The organism is Deinococcus deserti VCD115, from assembly GCF_000020685.1.
Lineage (GTDB): Bacteria > Deinococcota > Deinococci > Deinococcales > Deinococcaceae > Deinococcus > Deinococcus deserti.
This window is the reverse complement of the sequence record NC_012526.1, coordinates 999,961-1,018,375: the sequence shown is the minus strand read 5'-3', so window position 1 is coordinate 1,018,375 and position 18,415 is coordinate 999,961. Positions and strand designations below refer to the sequence as shown.

Sequence of the window (18,415 nt, the reverse complement as noted above, 5' to 3'; positions counted from 1 at the left end):
GGACTCTGCTGCCCCTTTCCGTAAGCTGCCTGGTCCGACAGGCGGACGCCCGGAAGGGGGCTCTCACATGTTGGTCATACATCCTGGGCACATCAGGGCGCATCATGCGGTCCATGAAACGCGCTCCACTGCTCTCGCTGCTGCTGGCCCTGGGGGTCTCACACGCCGACGCCCGGGTCCGGCTGGGCGACACGCTTCCCACCCACCCCTGGACCTCGGCCGGGCGGGAAGTCGTGGTGGTGTACAGCCACGACTGTGGTGACCTGGGTGACCTCTGGTCGGCGGTGCTGGCCAGCGGTCTGCCGGTGCGGGCAGTCAATGCCGAGAACATCACCTCCCCTGCCCCAGGAGGTCTGAAGGCCTGGAGCGGACCGGACGCCACAGCCTTTGCACGGGCATTGAAGGTAGGGGCCTATCCCACCGTACTGCTTGTGCAGGGTGAGCGCATCCTGAACGCGTGGGAAGGCACTTTCACCGGCGATCTGGGCCTGATGGACTAACTCCGACCCAGCCAAGGGGAAAGGGGACGCGCGCCCCGGCGCAGATCAGGACCAGCCGCTAGACTCGCCCCATGATGTCCACAGGCGCTCCGACGCTGACCGTGGCTTTTCTGGCAGGGCTGGTGTCGTTTCTCAGCCCGTGTGTGCTTCCGCTGGTGCCCAGTTATCTGGGTGCCATCGGTGGGACCCGGGCACCCCTGGCCAGAGCGCTCGGATTTATCGCGGGCTTCGGACTGGTGTTTATCGCTCTGGGGGCCACAGCCAGCACGTTAGGCTCGGTCCTGGCTCCTCACAAAATTCTGCTGGGACAGGTGGCCGGCGGTCTGATCGTCTTTTTTGGCCTGGTGATGCTGGGCCTGATCCGGGTGCCCCTGCTGATGCGTGACACCCGCGCCCTGGCAGGCGCAGGCAGCTACAGCCCAGTGGCCCTGGGCGCTGCTTTCGCCTTCGGCTGGAGCCCCTGCCTGGGACCGGCGCTGGGCAGCATCCTGGGTCTGGCCGCCAGCAGCGCCAGTCTCAGCAGCGGCGTGGTGCTGCTGGCGGCTTACACGCTGGGGCTGGCAGTGCCATTTCTGCTGGCGGCCCTGCTGTGGCACCGGCTGAACCTGCGGCGCCTGAACCGCTACTCCCCGGTGTTCGAGAAGGTGGGAGGTGTGGTGCTCGTGGCTATGGGGCTGCTGATGCTCAGCGGAGAATTTACGCGTCTGGCGTCGTTCTTCTTTACTATCATGCCGGACTGGATGCGTATTTGAGCCGGCCCTTTTCCTCACCGTACGCCCTGCAGCTGCGCGACGTGTGGCTGCGCCTCGGCCGGGAAGTCATCCTGCGCGGCGTCACGCTGGACGTGGCGGTTGGTGAGGGGGTGACGCTGCTGGGCGAGAACGGCGCGGGCAAGACCACCCTGCTGCGCCTGCTGGCCTCGGGGCTCCGGCCCACACGCGGAGAGGGGCGCATCATGGATTTCGACCTGCGTGACAGCCGTGCGGTCCGCGACTTCGTTCACCTGATGCCGGTAGACGCAGGGCTGTATCCGGACCTGACCTGCACCGAGAATCTGGAATTTGCCCTGCGGATGCACGGACAGACGGGCAACGTTCTGGGAGCGCTGCAGCGGGTGGGGCTTGAAAAGGTGGCGGCCCGCCGTGGCCGGTTTCTCTCAGCGGGTATGCGCAAGCGGCTGGCGCTGTCGCGCGCCCATCTGCTGCGGCGTCCCCTCACCCTGGTGGATGAGCCGTTTGCCAATCTGGATGACGCCGGACGAGCCCTGGTACAGGACCTGTTGGGTGAGCTGAGAGGAAGTGGTGTGACTCTGGTGATTGCCGCGCATGAACCGGCACTGGCCCGCCAGATTGCCCCACGGACCCTGGTCCTGGGCAATGGCCAGCTGGTCGAGGCATGAACCGCACCGTACCCCACGACACCGGGCGGCGGCCAGCAGGGTGGCCCGGTCTGCTGGCCGTGGCAGCCAAGGACCTGCGCGTGGCTGGGCGTACCCGAGACACCCTGCTGGCCACGGCGTTCTTTGCGGGGCTGGTGCTGCTGGTGCTGGGGCTGGCGCTGGGAGGCAACGTCGGGCGGGGCCTCGAAGAGACGGCAGGAACCGCTGCCGGCGCCGTCTGGACCGCCCTGGCGCTGTCCGCAGCGGTAGGGGCCCAGCGTGCTTTTGCCCTGGAGCAGGAAGCCGGCGCCCTGGAGCAGCTGACCCTGTACCCGGGGCCTCACGGCGCGCTGTATCTGGGCAAACTGCTGGGCCTGCTGGGACCGCTGCTGCTGGTCGCGGCGTTCACGCTGCCGGCAGGACTGGTGCTGTTTGGCGCCGCAGGAGCGGGGCGGACGCTGCCGTGGGTGGCCCTGGCCCTGACGACGCTGTTGGGTGTGCTGGGCTTCGCGGCCGGCACCACCTTTTACGGCAGCATCACGGTCAGCCTGCGCGCGCGTGAGGCGCTGCTGCCTGCCCTGGCCTTTCCGATTCTGGTCCCCGTGGTGATCGCCACGGTCAAGGCCACCACGACCCTTATCGCGGCCGGGTGGACCCCTGAGGTGACCAGCTGGCTGGTGTTTCTCGCCGCCTTTGATCTGGGCACGGTCATCCTGGCCACACTGCTGTTTCCCTACGCGCTGGAAGGGTAGTTTCCGGGGACAGTCGCACTTGTCCGCAGTTCGTCCAGGCGGCATGGTGCAGGTATTCACGGCCCGGCGCGAGTGCGCGGGGCAGAATAGGGAGCGTAATGAGAAAAGACCTCACGACAACGCTGCTGGGCGGCGCCACGCTGCTGGCCCTGCTGGTGGCTGTGGCTCTGGGCCTCCAGGCTCCGCTGGACGTGAACCAGGGCTCGCTGGTGCGGCTGATGTTTGTTCATGTGCCTTCGGCGTGGCTGAGCTACCTGGCCTACGGCGGCACTGGTCTGTTCGGACTGCTGTACCTGGTGCGCCGTCAGCGCCGCTGGGACCGGCTGGCGATGGCCAGTGCCGAGATCGGGGTGCTGTTCACGCTGGCAACGATTCTGGGTGGCATGCTGTGGGCCAAGCCGACCTGGGGCACGTACTGGGTCTGGGACGCCCGGCTGACCACCACCGCGCTCAGTCTGGTGGTCTACGGAGGCTACCTGCTGATCCGCACCCTGATTGACGACCCCGACCGCCGGGCGCGAGTTTCTGCCGTGATTGGCATTGTAGGCACGCTGTATGTGCCGGTGAACTATATGGCGGTGGAATGGTGGCGCGGCGTGCACCAGACCCAGACCCTGCGCCTGCTGGGCAAGGTGAGCTTTGAGGCTGCTCCGGTGTACGGCTGGGTGCTGCTGGTGGCCACAGTGGCATTTACCCTGCTGTACGTGTATCTGCTGCGGGTGCGCGGCATTCTGGCTGCCCACGAGGACGCGCGCGAGGAACGCGAACTGATGGAAGACCTGCGGGGCCTGGAGGGCGCACGTGGATAAGTACTCGGCTTACGTAGTGATTGTGTACACCGTGACGTTGGCGCTGCTGGTGGGCTACCTGCTCTGGATCTGGTGGCGCCTGAAGAGCATGCGCAATGAGGGTTCTGAAGGAGAGAGGCAGTCATGACCCGACCAGACTCCGGCTCTTCTCCCGCGCCGCTGTCCGAGGCGCGGCGGCGCAAACGCAATCCGCTGCCGACCGTGCTGGGCATCACGGCCCTGCTGGGGCTGGCCGGCTTTATCGCCTTCGGGAACCTTAACAAGAGCCTGGAGTACTTCGTTACGCCCACGGAATATCAGCAGCAGGCTGCGCAGCTCAAGGGCCGCCCGGTGCGTATTGGCGGACTGGTCAAGGCCGTGAAATACAACCCGCAGAGCCTGGAACTGAGCTTTACCGTTACTGACGGCGGTGCCAGCTTCCCTGTCCGCTACCGCGGGGCCGTGAGTGACCTGTTCAAGGAGAACCAGGGCGTGGTCGTGCGCGGAGAATTTGAGGGCCAGACGTTCCAGGCCCGCGAGCTGATCGTGAAGCACAGCGAGCAGTACGACGTGCCCAAAACGCAGGCCGAGCTCCGGGACCTGCTTGAGCAGTCCGAGTGAGACAGCCATGCCGGGAGCTGGTGAGATGCTGAACCTGATTTCCTTTTCCGCGAGTCCGCTGGGGGCGCTGGGTCAGCTGGCGCTGCTCGCGGCGCTGGCGTTTACCCTGGCGGGCCTGTGGCTCTCGGCGGTTGGGGGCCGGCATGGCGATGCACGCGCCACCGAAGCTGCGCGCAGAGCAACCTGGGCGGTGTTTGCCCTGCTGAGTCTGTCCAGTCTGGTTCTGATGGTCGGGCTGCTGCGTGACGACTTTACGGTGCGCTACGTCGCCGAGCATTCCATGCGCGCCTCCCCTACCTGGGTGAAAATCACCAGCCTGTGGGGAGCCCTGGAGGGCAGCATTCTGCTGTGGGCCTGGCTGCTTGCGGGCTTTACCTTCATCCTGAGCCTGACCCTGCGCCGGGACGCCCTGCGCCCGTGGGCCCTTGGGGCCATGTTTGCCAGCCTGCTGTTCTTCGTGGGCGTGTGCGCCACGGTAGCGTCCCCCTTTACGCCGGTGGCGGCGGTGCTCTCTGACGGCCGAGGCCCCAACCCGGCGCTGCAGAACCACTGGATGATGGCCGTGCACCCGGTACTGCTGTACCTGGGGTTCGTCGGGCTGAGCGTGCCGTTCGCCTACGCGGTGGCAGCACTGATCACAGGCCGCCTGTCCGACCACTGGGTGGTGGTCACTCGCCGCTGGACGCTGGTGGCCTGGGCCTTCCTGACGGCGGCCATCGTCGCCGGCGGCTGGTGGAGCTACGAAACGCTGGGATGGGGCGGCTACTGGGCCTGGGACCCGGTCGAGAACGCTTCCCTGATTCCCTGGCTGCTGACCACCGCGTTCCTGCATTCCATTCAGATTCAGGAACGGCGCGGCCTGCTGCGGTCCTGGAACGTGTGGCTGATCGTGCTGGCCTACGCGAGCACGGTGCTGGGAACCTTCCTGAACCGCAGCGGCATCGTGCAGAGCGTGCACGCCTTTGCCGGTGGTCCGGTGGGTCCGGTGTTCCTGGGGTTTCTGGCGTTTCTGCTGATTTCCGGCATAGGACTGGCAGCCTGGCGGGCCCCGCACCTGCGTGACGAGGGCGAGCCCCCGGCGGCGCTGAGCCGTGAGGGAGCGTTCCTGGCTGGCAACTGGCTGTTTCTGGTCTTCGCTTTCATGGTGCTGCTGGGTACCCTGTTTCCGACCTTCATAGAGTTCGCACAGGGCCGGCGCGACACCAGCGTAGGCCCGGCCTTCTACAACGCCTTTGCCATCCCGCTGGGCCTGGGGCTGCTGCTGCTGATGGGCGTGGGGCCGCTGCTGCCCTGGCGCCGCGCTGAGGGTCAGACGCTGGCCCGCGCCTTGCGTCCGCTGCTGCTGGCGGGACTGGGCGCGGCGGTGCTGGCCTTTGGGCTGGGAGTGCGGGGCTGGGGAGTGCTGCTCACCGTGGCGCTCAGTGCGTACAACCTGGTTGGCCTGAGCCTGCTGACTGCCCGGGCTGCGCGCCAGAGCGGCAGTCTGCTGGGCACCCTGCGCGCCCAGCCCCGCCGCTACGGCGCCTACCTAGCCCATATTGGCCTGCTGGTGATGGCGCTGGGCCTGGCCTTCAGCACCGCCTACCGCCGCGACGCGCAGGTCACCCTGAACCTGGGCGCTCCCGTGACCCTGCTGCGCGAGCGGCTGGAACTGCACCGGGTCGACGTCGTGGACCGGGGCTTTGGTCACTCCCGGGTGGCTCATGTGACGATTGATGGCCGGCCCTTCGAGACCCGGATGAACACCTACACCCAGTCCGGCAGCACACCCTTTCCTGCCCCGGCGGTGCGCTACGGCCTGCTGGGCGACACCTATCTGGTCATGACCAGCGTGGACCCGGCCGGGAAGTGGGCCAGCGTGCGCCTGATCCAGAGCCCGCTGGTGTCCTGGATCTGGTGGGGCACGCTCATCATCTGCGCGGGGGCGGCGCTGACCCTGGTAACTCCACCTCGCGCAGCGCTTCGCCGGGTGCCGGCCGTCATGGCCCCTGCAAGTGACTGACCCCTGCTGGGCGCCGTGTGCTCCGGCTGCCTGGTCTCCAAGGATTTCCTGACATGACTCAACCTGCTGCATCCTCTACCAACTCTGCTCCTGTGCCGGCCTGGAAACGCCTGCTGCCCCCGCTGATCGCAGCGGGGCTGGTAGGCGTCCTGGGGGTGGCGCTCTTCCGGCCTGCCGACGACGCCACGACTGGCGGGCCCCTGGTCGGCAAGACAGCGCCGGATTTCATCCTGCAGAGCCTGGACGGCCCCGAACTGCGCCTCTCTTCCCTGAAAGGTCGGCCCGTGGTGGTGAACTTCTGGGCCTCATGGTGTGTGCCGTGCCGGGAGGAGGCGCCGCTGTTCCGCGACCTGAGCGCCCGGCAGGCACCGGGCACCGGTCTGGCGGTTGTCGGGGTGCTGTTTCAGGAGCCTCGTGAGGACGCGGCGCGCACCTTTATCCAGGAGTACGCGCTGGCCTATCCGAACCTGCGGGACCCGAAAGCCCGGACCGCAATCAACTACGGCGTGGCGGGCATTCCGGAGACGGTCTTTATTGACGCCAAAGGAGTGATTCAACATGTGGACCGTGGGGGGCTCGACCGTGCACGGCTGAACGTCGGGCTGGAAAAAATCGGGGTGAAGGGGCTGTGAGATGCCTGGTCCGCCGCCTGGCCGTACCGGCCTTTCTGCTGCTGACTCTGGCCGCCGCGACTCCGCCGGCGCTGAGTCCGGCGCAGGAGGCGCGCGCCGAGCGCCTGGGGACCAATCTGCGCTGCCCGATCTGCACCGGAGTGCCGATCACCGAATCCACCAACGACATCAGCCGCGAAATGCTGCGCGAGGTTCGCGAACAGGTGGCCGCTGGACGCAGTGACCGGGACGTGTACGAGTATTTTGTGGCCCGTTACGGAAACTTTGTCCTGCTTGATCCTCCAAAGGAAGGGGCTGGAGTGCTGTTGTGGGGTGCCCCGTTGCTGGCCCTGGGCGCCGGCGGCGCTGTGCTGTGGCGCGTGCTGCGCCGCCGCACCCCGGCAACCATGGCTGCGCCGCCCATGACAGAGCCCGAACCCTTTGATCCTTTCCTGGCCCAGGTGCAGCGGGACACAGCGCGCCTTGCCGGAAGCGATACGGAGAGCAAGTCATGATCCTGAGCGTCATTCTGCTGATCCTGATCGTGGTAATCGCCGGAGGGCTGATGCTCTCACCGCTACGCGCGGCCACGGCGCCGGATCCGGACGCTTTGCAACGCGCCGCACTTGAAGCCGAACGCGACCGTCTGTACGACGAACTGGCCACCCTGAAGGACGAAACCCGGCGCCCCGATCTCGAACGGCGTGCCGCACTGGCCTTGCGTGAACTGGACGCGCTGGCCCCGGCTCCCAGAACACGCAGCACCGGAACCCGCCGGATGGCCCTGACGGGGGTGGCGCTGGCTGGGCTGCTCACGGTGGCGGGCGCGGTGACGTTCATTCCCCGCTGGCAGCTCAAGTCGCTGGACGCCGGCGAGGCCCAGGACGTGCTGGCGGTACTGAACCTGCCCAGACTGAAAGCGGAAGCCGAGCGCACCCAAGGCGCCGCCGCGTATATGGCCTGGGGCAAGGCGGCCTTTGACTCCGGTACCTATGACCAGGCCCTGACCGCCTATGGCAATGCCCTGAAGCAAAATCCCCGTCAGCCGGAGGCCCTGCGGCGTCTGGGCATTCTGCTGCTGACCGGGGGCGAGCGTACCGGACGCGAGCTCAGCGCAGAGGAAGCCAACCAGGCAGCGCTGCTGATTCGTACCGCCGCGCAGCTCGCTCCGGATGAAGCCGAGTCGCAACTGCTGCTGGGTTTTGCCTTTGCGCGCTTCGGCCAGGACGAAGACGCCCTGGCAGCGCTGGAGCGCTACCGCACTTTGGAACCCAAGGGCCGCGACGCCGACGAGATGATCACTGCCATCCGCGCACGCCAGACCACCCAGGACCCCACATTGCGCACCTACGCGGCCAGTTGCGCCTCCTGCCATGGACCAACCGGCGCCGGGGGGCTGGGGCCCAGCCTGCGCGCCAGTACGCTCAGTCGGGAGCAATTACGGCAGATTACCGTGCAGGGACGCGGCGCCATGCCCGCGTTCCCCGACCTGAGCGCCTCGCAGCTCAATGGTCTGCTGGACCTGATGCAGCGGTGGCAGAAGGAAGGTGAGTGAAGCTGCCGGAAGTCCCCGGACCTCAGGTTTCGGCCGGCGCAAAGCGGCTGACCCGGCGGGCCGTGCTGGAACGCTGGTGGATGCTCCCGGTGGCCGGCACGGTGGGGGCCTTCGGGTTTATGGGCTGGTACGCCTCACAGGTCACGCTGGGCAAGCGCGGCGCCGGTGAGCCCGGTTTTCAGCCAGGGCCAGCCATGCGCGTGGCAACGCTTTCGGCGCTGTCCCGGGACTGGGCCGACGTCAATTTCTCCTATGCTGGGCGACCCTGCACTCTGCTGCGGGTACCGCAGGCGGTTCCTGGCGGGCTTGAAGCCCCCGAAGGCAGGCATGTGGTCGCCTTCTCGCGGGTGTGCACGCATCTGGGCTGCGCGGTGAATCTGGTACGGGACCCCGAAGTGCTGGCCTTTGCATTTAATTACCGGCCGCCACGCGGGGAACAGCATCCGCAACTGGGCTGCCGCTGCCACTACAGCGTGTTCGATCCGCTGCGCGCCGGAGCCGCAGTCTTCGGAAAAGCCAATGGGCCGCTGCCACGGGTGCGCCTGGAACTGCGCGGCGACGATATCTATGCCACTGGCATCGAACCTGCCCCTCAGCTTGGCACCTGAGTGAAACTGGAGCCATGCTCCTGTCTCCTCTGACCTTCACACACGGCGATGTGGCGGCCGCGTCCAGTGTCCTGATGGCCAGTGCCGTTGACCGCACGGCGCGTGGTGAGGAACTCTGGCTGCCCCAGAGCCTGACGCCCGAACGCCTGGGGAAATACTATCCGCCTGAAGGCTGGCAGGTCGCGTGGCACGGTGGTCAGCCAGTCGGGTGCTACGTGCTGCTGGACCAGGACCCCCTGTTCTGGCCAGACGACCCCGAGGGTGAAGCCCTTTACCTTCACAAGCTGGCCGTGCATCCCGAAGTTCAGGGCCGGCGCCTGGCATGGACGCTGTTGCAGCGCGCCGCGCAACAGGCCGCTGACCGAAGGCGTGCCTATCTGCGGCTGGACACCGCGACCCACCGTCCCAAACTGCGCGCCGTGTACGAGTCCATCGGTTTTGAGCATGTGGCCGACCGGATCGTCAAGAGCTGGGCGGTGTCGCTGTATGAGCTGCCGGTACAGACGGGTGCCCATGGGTGAGGCCTCCGGAGTGTGCCCAGGCGCTACCATGCATGCCACCATGACATGGCCACTCATTGTCAGCGCCGGGGAGGCCCTTACCGATCTGGTTACTGCCGGAGGCCAGAGCTGGACTGCCCATCCGGGGGGAGCCGGCTGGAACGTGGCGCGCGCCTGCGCACGGCTGGGGGTCCCGAGCGCATTTGCAGGTGCGATCGGCCGCGACAACTTCGGAGAGGACCTGTACGCCTCTACTGTGGACTCCGGGCTGGATTCGCGCTTTCTTCAGCGCGTGGACGCCCCCACCCTGATGGCGGTGGTGTACAGCCTCCAGCCTCCGGCCTACCGCTTTCTGGGTGAAAACAGCGCCGACCTGCATTTCGACCCGGCAGCGCTGCCTGAAGGCTGGATGGCCGAGGCACGCTGGCTGCATCTGGGCGGAATCAGCCTGAGCCGCTGGCCCCTGGCCGACACCCTGCTGACGCTTATGGACAAGGCCGTGGCGGCTGGCGTCAAGGTCAGTTTTGATCCCAACGCACGCATCACGCACCGGCACCCGGATTACCCGGCTGTCTTCGCACGGGTGGCGCGTCAGGCCAGCCTGATCAAGCTGAGCGACGAGGACCTGCAATTCTTCTTTCCAGGGCTGAGTGAGGCCGACGCCCTGCGCGATCTGCGCGGCATGAACGCCCGCTGCCCGATCGTTATTACTCGTGGCAGTGAAGGGGCCACCCTTTACCACTCTGCAGGCCGGGCAGATCTTCCGGCTGTCAGGGTTCCGGTGGTCGACACGGTCGGCGCTGGGGACGCTCTGTGTGCTGGCCTGCTGGTCAGCGCCACGGAACGCCCGCAGGCCTTATGGACCGAACACCTGCAGTTTGCTCTAAATACCGCAGCCGCGGCCTGTGCCCGCGCCGGTGCCTACGCGCCGACAAGGGCCGACCTGCAGATTCTGAGCTCCTGAACGAGACACTCTCATCGGCGGGAGCCATGACCCCAATCCGGACTGCTCCTGCCATCTCTATTCCCTGATCATCATTGCCTCGGCACGGTTGAAAGCAGCCGCCTGCCAGAGGCCTTCGGAGCCCTGTACCAGGTCAGCTGACCAGCTGAGCCTCGTCCTGTTCGACCATCAGCTCCAGAAAGGCATCGACAAAAAACGGGTCAAACTGCCGGCCCGCCTGCTCACGGAGTTCCTGCGCGGCTCTTTCGCAGGACCAGGCGGCCTTGTAAGGACGGGCGTGCGTCAGGGCGTCGTAAACATCAATAATGCTGAACAGCCGTGCCCCCTCAGGAATCTGATGGCCCCGAAGGCCGGCCGGGTAACCTTTGCCATCCCAGCGCTCATGGTGATAGCGCACCAGGTCCAGCGTCTCAGCCGGCAGAAACTGCAGGTTTTGAAGCATGTCGTGTCCACGGGTCGCGTGCGTCTGGATCACCCGACGCTCCTCTTCACTCAGCGTACCGGCCTTATGCAGAATATCGTCTGGAATGGCGATTTTTCCCAGATCATGCAGATAGGCACCGCAGCGCAACGCGTGGATCTGGCGCTCGTTCCAGCCCAGATGACGCGCCAGACGAACCGCAAGACTTACCACCCGGTTGGTGTGGCCGCCCGTGTTGTCATCCCGCAGTTCCAGAGCTGATCCCAGAGCACGCAGCGTCTGGTCGTTGGCTTCATACAGATCAGAGATGGCCTGCCACTGCCCAAGCTGCCCGCCCAGCAACCGGGCAAACGCCTGCACGGCATTCTTTTCCTCCGGGGTAAATGGCAGGTCTTCTGAACGGCTCAGCAGCAGCAGGCCCAGATGTATTCCTGCATGACCGTGGACGGGTGCCATATGGGTATGCCGGGCGGCCTGAGGCCGCAGCAGCGCGGCTGCGTGTTCCGCAACGAGCAGATCAGTCTGTACACTGTGGCCGGCCGACCCGTCGCGGAATGAATGAACAGGTGTATCCACTACCGCGCCGTATGCTCCTCGCCCCGCCAGAATCATGGGGGTACCTTCCCGGTAAGCCACGAAAGCCAGATGAGGCGCGATCTTCAGGACATCCAGCGTATCCAGCCCCGCCCGGATGATGCCCATAGAGTCCCGGGCTGCGGGGAGGCGCTGGCTGCCCTTATGCAGCGCAGTGACGACCCGCTGCTGCCAGCGGTCTTCTTTGGCCGCCTGCTGCCGCCCCAGGACCAGAACACCAACCCCACCGCTGACCAGGAGAGCGCCCAGCAGGTCCGCAACTCCAAGGGCCACCCCGTGCCAGGTCAAGCTCAGGAAGAAGGCGACCGGATAGGCTGACAATACTGCCAGACGCTTGACCGGCGCCTCCAGGGGCGCGGCCATGGCCATCACCAGGGCTGCCCCTGCCATCAGCGGAGCGCTGCGGGTCAGGGCTCCGACCACCAGAAGGCCAGCCCCCATCAGCGCCAGGCTGGTGGGCAAGGGTGAAATTTGCCACATTCCACAATGGTATCAGCCGGAGCCGCTTCGTGTCCTCCCCTACCGGGTGCGAACTTTCGCGTGCGTCTGAACCTTTGCAGTCAAGTCTGAGAGTCTGGGGGAGGACTGGTCAGGCCGGCTCCAGTTCCAGCAACCGGTTCCTGGCGTCCACCAGCACCACTTTGGGCTCCAGCACACGGGCTTCTTCCTCGGTAAAGTTTCCGAACGCGGCGATGATCACCATGTCGCCAGGTCGCATCAGGTGAGCTGCGGCGCCGTTGATGCCGATCACACCGCTGCCGCGTGGGCCGCTCAGCGCATAGGTATGCAGCCGGTTGCCATTGGTGATGTTCCAGATATCGACCTTTTCATTTACCAGGATGTCAGCGGCATCCAGCAGGTCCTGGTCGATGGTCACACTGCCGACGTAATCCAGGTCCGCCTGGGTCACGGTTGCGCGGTGAATCTTGGCCCTGAACATGATGCGTTCCACAACGCAGCATTGTACCCGGCTGCGCCCGGAAGTCATGCAGATAAGTGCACGGTCTCTGACTTCTGTCAGGCCTCCGGAGACACGCCATCCACCCAGACCGTCTTCTGATCGGTGTAGTGGACCTGTCCAGCCGGCGCACCCTTGGGGCGCCAGACAAACTTGATCCGGGTGTAATCCACCGCCACATTGCTGCTGCCGCGCGCCTTGCTGTGCGCCGCAGCCAGCTGCGCGGCATAGAGGATGTCCGGCAAGGGCAGTTCACGGCCCCCTGTGCGCACCAGCACGTGGCTGCCCGGGTACCCCTGGGTATGAAACCAGTAGTCCATCGAGCGGCCCACCCGGTGCGTCAGCGTGGCGTTTTCCTTGTTGTTGCGGCCCACCAGAACCTCGAACCCACCGGGAGTGGTGAAGCGCGCGCCGTACTGGCTTTTCTCCGGGCGTTCCTGTTGCAGCTGCGCCGCCAGAGCCTCCAGGGTACCCAGCTCGGCCTGTTCCAGCTGCGATACGCGGGCGTGAGCCTCGGCGAGCTCGGCACGCAGCACCGGCTCGCGTTCGGCCAGGCGCTCGTAGACCTCCTCACGGCGCCGGGCCCGGGTGTAGCGCTTCTCGGCGTTCTGAACTGCGCTGAGCTGCGGCTCCAGACTGACCGGCCGCTCACCGCTGCCGTCAAAGGAGGGCAGCACAGCCACGCTGCTGCCGGGCTCAATGGTGTGGGCGTACGCCATCAGCAGATCCGCCTCCTCCCGGTCCTGGGCAGCGGCCTCCAGCCCCTCCTCAGCGCGGGTCACGTCATTGAGCTGGTTGGTGAGCAGTGTTACCCGCTTTTCCAATGGTTCGCGCAGGGCCTTGCGCAGAGCTTCGGCCTTCTCTGTGCGTGCGGCCTCGCGGGCGCCGCCGTGCATGACGCCTTCACTGACGGTAGGGTCAGCCACAAGGTCCCGCAGGGCTGCCAGCGCCTGTGGCCAGGCCTCCTCTGGTGCCGCTGAAAACGGAAGGCCCGCCCGCCGCGCCAGTTCAGCACTCAGGAGTGGCCCCAGTCCATCAACCCGCTCACGCCAGCGGCCCAGCGGCAGGCCCGACAGTTCCCGGGCCTCGGCCTCGCTTATGGTGCGCGGGTCGAGCTTCTCGTACGGCGGCGGCGGACTGTACTGACCGCCCGTGCGGATGGTGCGGAAGCGGTTTCGGCTCCCGGTAATCTCGCGCGCAGCCATCACGATGCGCCCGTTGAAGCCCTCGCCATCCTCAAGCACCAGCACGTTGGCGTTGCGGCCCGTGACCTCGAAAACGATCCGGGTGGGCGCCTGATCCACAAATCCGCTTTCGCCGGAAAAGTGCAGGACCACCACCCGGTCGAGCTTGAGCTGGCTGACGACCGTGAGGTCCCCGCGAACCCGCGCGGCCAGATAGCGCTGAAAGGGGCTGCGCGGATCGCCCCTCAGGCGCTCACGCGAAACGAACAGCACCGGCTGCGGCGGACGGTAAGACAGCACCAGGTTGCCCAGGCCCTCAATCAGCAGGGCGGCCGTCGTTTCGTCCGGGAAGGCCCAGCCCAGGGTCCGGGCCGGCAGGTGAGGCTGCAGGTCGCGTAGAACCCGGTCAAGCATCAGTCCTTCCATGCGGGGCCTCCGGAAACGAAGCGAAAGTCAGAGGCAGTCATCCGGGCATGCTAGCGCGGGCTCCAGCAGGTACAGCGGCGCTGCGGGTGACCCGGTCGTCGTGACACGATCAACCCCGCACGTTAGGACAACCGCAAAGCGGCGCGCCTTCCCGCAGGAAGACGCGCCGTACAAGGCCGGACTCGGGTCAGGCGTTTACCAGAAGTTGCCCAGACGGAAGTAGAACTTCCCGGTACCGTTCTGGGGGCTGAAGCCGTAGTCAAAGCGCAGGCTGGGCAGGCGTGCACCGCCAAAGCCCAGATCAAGCTGCACTCCGGCTCCCACACCGTACTTCAGGTCAAAGTTGGGGTTATTGGTGGTCCCCCAGGCACTGCCTGCGTCTGCAAACACGACGCCGTACAGACCCTGCGCCACCCCGACATTCAGCCCGAAGTCGTACCGGTATTCGGCACTGGTGGTGAAGTAGTTGGTGCCGAACAGTTCACCGTCGGCCAGACCGCGGATCTGACGGGCTGCCAGAGGGCTGCTGCCGCCGCCCACCGCGTAACCGGTGCCTTCGGGGAAGTTGCCGAAGGTGGTGCCAGCGTTGGCGCGAACCGCGAAGACCTGCTGACGGCTGGTGGCGCCCGCAGATTTTTCCGTGATGCGGCCGAAGCCGTAGTAGGTGCTCGCACCGCTCTGCACGTCGGTCCAGCCCAGGGGCGTCTCACCGCTGCGGCCAAAGGAGTAGGTGGAGCTCAGTCCGGCGCGTATGCCACGGGTAGGAAATTCTCCGCTGTCGGTGCTGTCGTAGTTGAGGCTGCCTGTCAGGTTGGTGGTCAGTGACTGGTCGGGCACCAGTGTGGCTGCCGCCTCGGGGGTGACCCCCTCGGCAGGCTTGTCCGCCTTCTGAACCGGCTCCAGGAAGTAGGTCCGCTGAGACACCCCGACGCCCACACTGGCGCGCAGGTACTGCGACAGGTTACGCCCGGCGTTGACACTGAAGCCGGTGGTTCGCACGGTGTAGTCGTAGCCGGTGTCGGAAGCCTTGTCGTTGGCCGGATCGGTGTCTTTGGTGTTGCCGGGCTGCACCACCGGGTTATTTCCGGCGACGTTGCTGCCCACATTGAAGCTCAGGCTGGTGGGCGTCTTGCGGAAATCCAGGAAATCCAGATCCAGCCAGGGAATGGTGTAGCTGGCATTGCCCACGAAGTTCTGCCGGGCTTCGTTCTGCTGTGCCCCGGCATTGAGGCTGAAGTTGTGGCCCAGACCGAACACGTTGGGGTTGCTGTAGCCGGCCTCGCCGCCCAGGCCGCCGGCCAGACTGTCGTATGACAGGGCCAGGTTGACCGGAATGCCGCTGGAGGTTTCGGCCAGGGTAAGGACATAGGTGACGTTCTCGGGATTCTTGGGATCACTCCTGACCGTAGCGCCCACCGGACGCACGAAGCCCAGTCGGCCGATGCGGCCCAGCGCCTCCTGAATGGTCTTCTGATTGTAGGCGCCGCCAGGAGCAGGCAGTTCCCTCAGAATCACGCGGTCGCGGGTAGAGTGCTTGCCCTGCCACTGCAGCTCGTAGCCGACCAGTTTGACTTCGCGGACATTGAAGGTCAGGGCGCCTTCCTGGAAGGTGATGGCGTCGCGGGTGCTGATTTCATAGCCAGCCTTGCGGTAGGCATCGCGAAGGGCAAGGAAGTCATCCTGCGCCAGCTGAGGGCTGTAGGTGTCTCCCACCTTGGTCTTGACTGCCGCGAGCAGCGTGGCGGTGGGCACCAGGGTGTTGCCGCGCACGTTGATGCTGCGTACAGGACCCGTGGCGATGTCAGCGGCGCCGAACAGCACCGTGACCCGAGAAGGGTCCTGAGGGTTGGGCTGAATCGCAAAGCCCACCGGCTTGCCGGTCTGGTTGGACAGCGTGCGCACATCGGCACGCAGGCGCTCGAGATTCAGTGGCTGGCCCAGCTGGGTCTGCAGCGTCACCGTGGGCTGGGGGCTCCCCAGATCGCTGAGGTCGATGTCTGCAACTTTGCCCTCGATCACGCGAACTTTCAGGACACCGTTTTCCAGCGTTGTGTTGCGGCTGTCTACCCCCGCCTGCAGGATACCGGCGGCGTTGTAGGCCTGCTGCAGCGCCTCGACGGCCTGAAAGAAGGCCTCCGGCGTGAACTTCCTGGCGTCGTACAGCGGCTTGAAAATTCCCGTGACTGTGCTCTGCGGCAGCAGGGTCACACCGCTGACTTCCACGCGGCTGATCTTGGCGGCCTCATCGACCACGAAATTTATGGTAACAGTGCCGTCCGGGTTGGTCTTGACCTCACTGCTGATGCTGGGCTGGAAGGGGTAGCCCTCGGACTGGTAGTTCTGTGCCAGAGCTTCTTTGGCCTGCTCGATGCGCTGGGTATTCAGCGTGGCGCCCGGAGCGACGTTCAGCAGCTCACCGATCGATTTCTTGAAGCCTTCTGCAGGCAGGAAGGTCAGGCCGCTTGCCTCCACCCTGGAAATGGTGGGGTTGGGGGTCACCGTCACGACCAGGACGTCCCGGCCACCAACGGTGCGCAGTTCAGCCACAGCCGTCTTGAAGTATCCGCTGGCAATAACTTCCTGCTCCACCTGCCGGACATTGACACTGGACAGAGGGGCGCCTTGCTGAACGGTCAGGGTGGCCCGCAGGAAGTTGGCGAGCAACTCACTGGTACCGACGATGGTGATGTCCTGCACAGTTCCGGCCGTCTGGGCCACAGCGGGCGCAGCCATCAAGACGGTTACAGCAAGGGTCATGGGGTGTCGCATTCTTCTCCTAGAGTAGCCTCATCGTTCCTGAACTGGCCCGGGCACCAACCGGGCCCGGGCGAAACGCGGCAAACGCTCTGCTCACACTTGCCTCTTCATCTCTGAGAAGGGTGAAGGTTTGCTGCTCTGTTCTGTCGGCTTTGGTGCCGACCGGTGGGGGACTGCCTCCAGGCTTGAGCCAGGGGCAGTCAGTGGGTGAGAATAGTCCGTGTTTTCCTTATACGAGCAGGACCGGGTCACGGGAGGGACGCCGTGAGCCTGCCAGAGGTGCTTGCGGCTATCCGGCAGGCTGAGGCCGCCTCTGGCCGCGAGCCAGGAAGTGCCCGGCTGGTGGCGGTGACCAAGGGACAGGACTTTCTCAGCATTGAACGCTCGGTCCTGAAATACGGCGCCTTCCCCCTGGGTGAGGGCCGGGCTCAGGAACTGCGTGACAAGGCAGCGGCACGCCCGGACCTGGAATGGCACTTTCTGGGTCCCCTGCAGCGCAACAAGGTCAAGTATCTGCGCCCCGTGACGCTGGTGCATAGCCTGGAAGAAATCTGGCAGGCCGAAGCCATTGCCCAGGCGGCGCAGAGCTGGGGCCGGGCCCCCGACGTCCTGATTCAGGTGCACAATGGCGAAGTGCAGAAACATGGCGTAGACCCGGAGAAGTTACCTGGGTTTTATAGCAGTGTCCGTGAAACCGGCCTGACGGTCCGCGGTCTGATGGTCATGGCGCCCGAGGCCGATGAAGCGCAGGTCCGGCGAGTCTTCGAGGATACGGCGCGCCGCGCGCATGACCTGGGCCTGAGTGAACTCAGCATGGGCATGAGCGGCGATTACCCACTGGCCGTACAAGCGGGGTCCACCCTGGTCCGGGTGGGAAGGAGTCTGTTTACATGAAACTGAGCCCTCTCGATATCCGCCATCAGGATTTTCCCTCCCGGCTGGGCGGCTATGACCGCAACAGCGTGCGTGCCTTTCTGGCCCAGATCGCCGATCAGTTCGAGGACATGCTGCAGGCTGAACACGCCCAGAGCGAGCATCTGCTGAATCTCGAACGCCAGATCGAAGAGCAGCGCCAGGCTGAAGACGAGATCCGCCGCGCCGTGGTGTCAGCCGAGCGAATCGGGCATGAGCTGCGCGAGAACGCCGTGCGGGAAAGTGACCTGCTGATCGCCCAGGCCACCACCCAGCGTGAAAGCCTGCTGCGCGAGGCCGAAGCCCGTAACGTGGAACTTGAAGCCCAGTACGGCGCCCGCATGGCCGCCTTGGAGGGCGCCTTCCGCACCCGATTTGCCGAACTGGAAACCCAGCACCATCAGCTGGTTCTGGAACGGGAGCGCATTCAGGCCGAGCGCCTCGCCTCACTGGAACGCACCTACCTGGAACGCCACGCCGAACTGACCAGCCGCCTCACGGCCGCCCGCCAGGAATATGCCCATTTCCTCAGTGGCTACCGCGCACTGATGGCCTCGTTTACCGAGCTGTCTGCCCATCATGTCCTTCCGGAAGGCGCCCTGCTGCCCAACGATGCCCTGCCCCCTTCCCCAGCGCCTGACGGGCCAGTCCCCTCCGGGGTGCTCCCCGGTGAACTGACCCGCATGATGAATGCGGCGATGCTGCCTCCAGGCGTGACAGACCGGCACCACCTGGGTACACAGAACAGAATTGACAGTGATGCTGCGCCCCGCCTGGACGAGCCCACGCTTGGCACACCAGCTGAAGACACCACATCCGATGGAATCCGGGTCAAAAGCCAGCAATTCCTATGACGGATCAGGCCTCCGCGGTGCCTCAGGTCG

The 18,415-nt window shown here is 65.7% G+C and carries 20 protein-coding genes; 16 read left to right on the top strand and 4 right to left on the bottom strand.

All coding sequences use genetic code 11. The features are described from left to right. The first annotated feature begins 104 nt into the window (after nt 1–104). The 14 genes from DEIDE_RS04820 to DEIDE_RS04760 all read left to right on the top strand — a co-directional run bounded on the left by DEIDE_RS04820 (nt 105) and on the right by DEIDE_RS04760 (nt 10,279). Nucleotides 105–500: a hypothetical protein gene (locus DEIDE_RS04820; protein ID WP_012692827.1), complete on the top strand. Its 396-nt coding sequence runs from the start codon at nt 105–107 to the stop codon at nt 498–500. Between the two features lie 71 nt (nt 501–571). Next, a complete protein-coding gene (locus tag DEIDE_RS04815; protein ID WP_012692826.1) occupies nt 572–1,252 on the top strand; it encodes a cytochrome c biogenesis CcdA family protein in 681 nt (226 codons plus the stop codon). Continuing rightward, a complete protein-coding gene (locus DEIDE_RS04810) occupies nt 1,249–1,899 on the top strand; it encodes an ABC transporter ATP-binding protein (RefSeq protein ID WP_012692825.1) in 651 nt (216 codons plus the stop codon). Before DEIDE_RS04815 ends, DEIDE_RS04810 begins: the two co-directional genes overlap by 4 nt. Continuing rightward, on the top strand, nt 1,896–2,630 hold the full coding sequence (locus DEIDE_RS04805; protein ID WP_012692824.1) for a heme exporter protein CcmB: 735 nt from the start codon (nt 1,896–1,898) through the stop codon (nt 2,628–2,630). The genes DEIDE_RS04810 and DEIDE_RS04805 overlap by 4 nt, the downstream gene beginning before the upstream one ends. A 98-nt stretch (nt 2,631–2,728) precedes the next feature. Further along, nucleotides 2,729–3,439 (top strand): cytochrome c biogenesis protein CcsA, encoded by a 711-nt coding sequence (gene ccsA, locus DEIDE_RS04800; protein WP_012692823.1) that lies wholly within the window; start codon nt 2,729–2,731, stop codon nt 3,437–3,439. Then, nucleotides 3,432–3,566, top strand: a complete 135-nt coding sequence (ccmD, locus tag DEIDE_RS18370; protein WP_083764226.1) for a heme exporter protein CcmD — start codon at nt 3,432–3,434, stop codon at nt 3,564–3,566. Before ccsA ends, ccmD begins: the two co-directional genes overlap by 8 nt. Beyond that, the gene (gene ccmE / locus DEIDE_RS04795; RefSeq protein ID WP_012692822.1) at nt 3,563–4,039 is read left to right on the top strand and encodes a cytochrome c maturation protein CcmE; all 477 of its coding nucleotides are present in this window, start codon (nt 3,563–3,565) and stop codon (nt 4,037–4,039) included. Before ccmD ends, ccmE begins: the two co-directional genes overlap by 4 nt. Nucleotides 4,040–4,064: 25 nt before the next feature. Then, nucleotides 4,065–6,041 (top strand): heme lyase CcmF/NrfE family subunit, encoded by a 1,977-nt coding sequence (locus DEIDE_RS04790; protein WP_012692821.1) that lies wholly within the window; start codon nt 4,065–4,067, stop codon nt 6,039–6,041. Between the two features lie 53 nt (nt 6,042–6,094). Next, on the top strand, nt 6,095–6,673 hold the full coding sequence (locus DEIDE_RS04785; protein WP_012692820.1) for a TlpA family protein disulfide reductase: 579 nt from the start codon (nt 6,095–6,097) through the stop codon (nt 6,671–6,673). Next, nucleotides 6,670–7,167: a cytochrome c-type biogenesis protein gene (locus DEIDE_RS04780; protein ID WP_012692819.1), complete on the top strand. Its 498-nt coding sequence runs from the start codon at nt 6,670–6,672 to the stop codon at nt 7,165–7,167. Before DEIDE_RS04785 ends, DEIDE_RS04780 begins: the two co-directional genes overlap by 4 nt. Next, the gene (locus DEIDE_RS04775; protein WP_012692818.1) at nt 7,164–8,207 is read left to right on the top strand and encodes a c-type cytochrome; all 1,044 of its coding nucleotides are present in this window, start codon (nt 7,164–7,166) and stop codon (nt 8,205–8,207) included. The genes DEIDE_RS04780 and DEIDE_RS04775 overlap by 4 nt, the downstream gene beginning before the upstream one ends. Continuing rightward, a complete protein-coding gene (locus DEIDE_RS04770; protein WP_012692817.1) occupies nt 8,204–8,815 on the top strand; it encodes a Rieske (2Fe-2S) protein in 612 nt (203 codons plus the stop codon). The genes DEIDE_RS04775 and DEIDE_RS04770 overlap by 4 nt, the downstream gene beginning before the upstream one ends. Before the next feature lie 14 nt (nt 8,816–8,829). Beyond that, entirely contained in the window at nt 8,830–9,336 is a 507-nt protein-coding gene (locus DEIDE_RS04765; protein ID WP_012692816.1) for a GNAT family N-acetyltransferase, read from the top strand. A gap of 40 nt (nt 9,337–9,376) precedes the next feature. Beyond that, a complete protein-coding gene (locus DEIDE_RS04760) occupies nt 9,377–10,279 on the top strand; it encodes a carbohydrate kinase family protein (RefSeq protein WP_012692815.1) in 903 nt (300 codons plus the stop codon). A 133-nt stretch (nt 10,280–10,412) separates the two neighbouring features. Here the strand turns inward: DEIDE_RS04760 and DEIDE_RS04755 are convergent, their stop codons facing one another. The 4 genes from DEIDE_RS04755 to DEIDE_RS04740 all read right to left on the bottom strand — a co-directional run bounded on the left by DEIDE_RS04755 (nt 10,413) and on the right by DEIDE_RS04740 (nt 16,619). Beyond that, the gene (locus tag DEIDE_RS04755; protein WP_242402956.1) at nt 10,413–11,774 is read right to left on the bottom strand and encodes an HD-GYP domain-containing protein; all 1,362 of its coding nucleotides are present in this window, start codon (nt 11,772–11,774) and stop codon (nt 10,413–10,415) included. A 109-nt stretch (nt 11,775–11,883) separates the two neighbouring features. After that, the gene (panD, locus tag DEIDE_RS04750) at nt 11,884–12,246 is read right to left on the bottom strand and encodes an aspartate 1-decarboxylase (RefSeq protein ID WP_012692813.1); all 363 of its coding nucleotides are present in this window, start codon (nt 12,244–12,246) and stop codon (nt 11,884–11,886) included. A gap of 65 nt (nt 12,247–12,311) precedes the next feature. Next, entirely contained in the window at nt 12,312–13,862 is a 1,551-nt protein-coding gene (locus tag DEIDE_RS04745; protein WP_012692812.1) for an Rqc2 family fibronectin-binding protein, read from the bottom strand. Between the two features lie 195 nt (nt 13,863–14,057). Then, nucleotides 14,058–16,619 (bottom strand): BamA/OMP85 family outer membrane protein, encoded by a 2,562-nt coding sequence (locus tag DEIDE_RS04740; protein ID WP_338032129.1) that lies wholly within the window; start codon nt 16,617–16,619, stop codon nt 14,058–14,060. A gap of 264 nt (nt 16,620–16,883) precedes the next feature. Between DEIDE_RS04740 and DEIDE_RS04735 the strand changes: the two genes are divergently transcribed. Both DEIDE_RS04735 and DEIDE_RS17950 read left to right on the top strand, forming a co-directional pair. After that, entirely contained in the window at nt 16,884–17,513 is a 630-nt protein-coding gene (locus DEIDE_RS04735; protein ID WP_012692810.1) for a YggS family pyridoxal phosphate enzyme, read from the top strand. Continuing rightward, on the top strand, nt 17,510–18,385 hold the full coding sequence (locus DEIDE_RS17950; RefSeq protein ID WP_012692809.1) for a DivIVA domain-containing protein: 876 nt from the start codon (nt 17,510–17,512) through the stop codon (nt 18,383–18,385). Before DEIDE_RS04735 ends, DEIDE_RS17950 begins: the two co-directional genes overlap by 4 nt. The last annotated feature ends 30 nt before the right edge of the window (nt 18,386–18,415 follow it).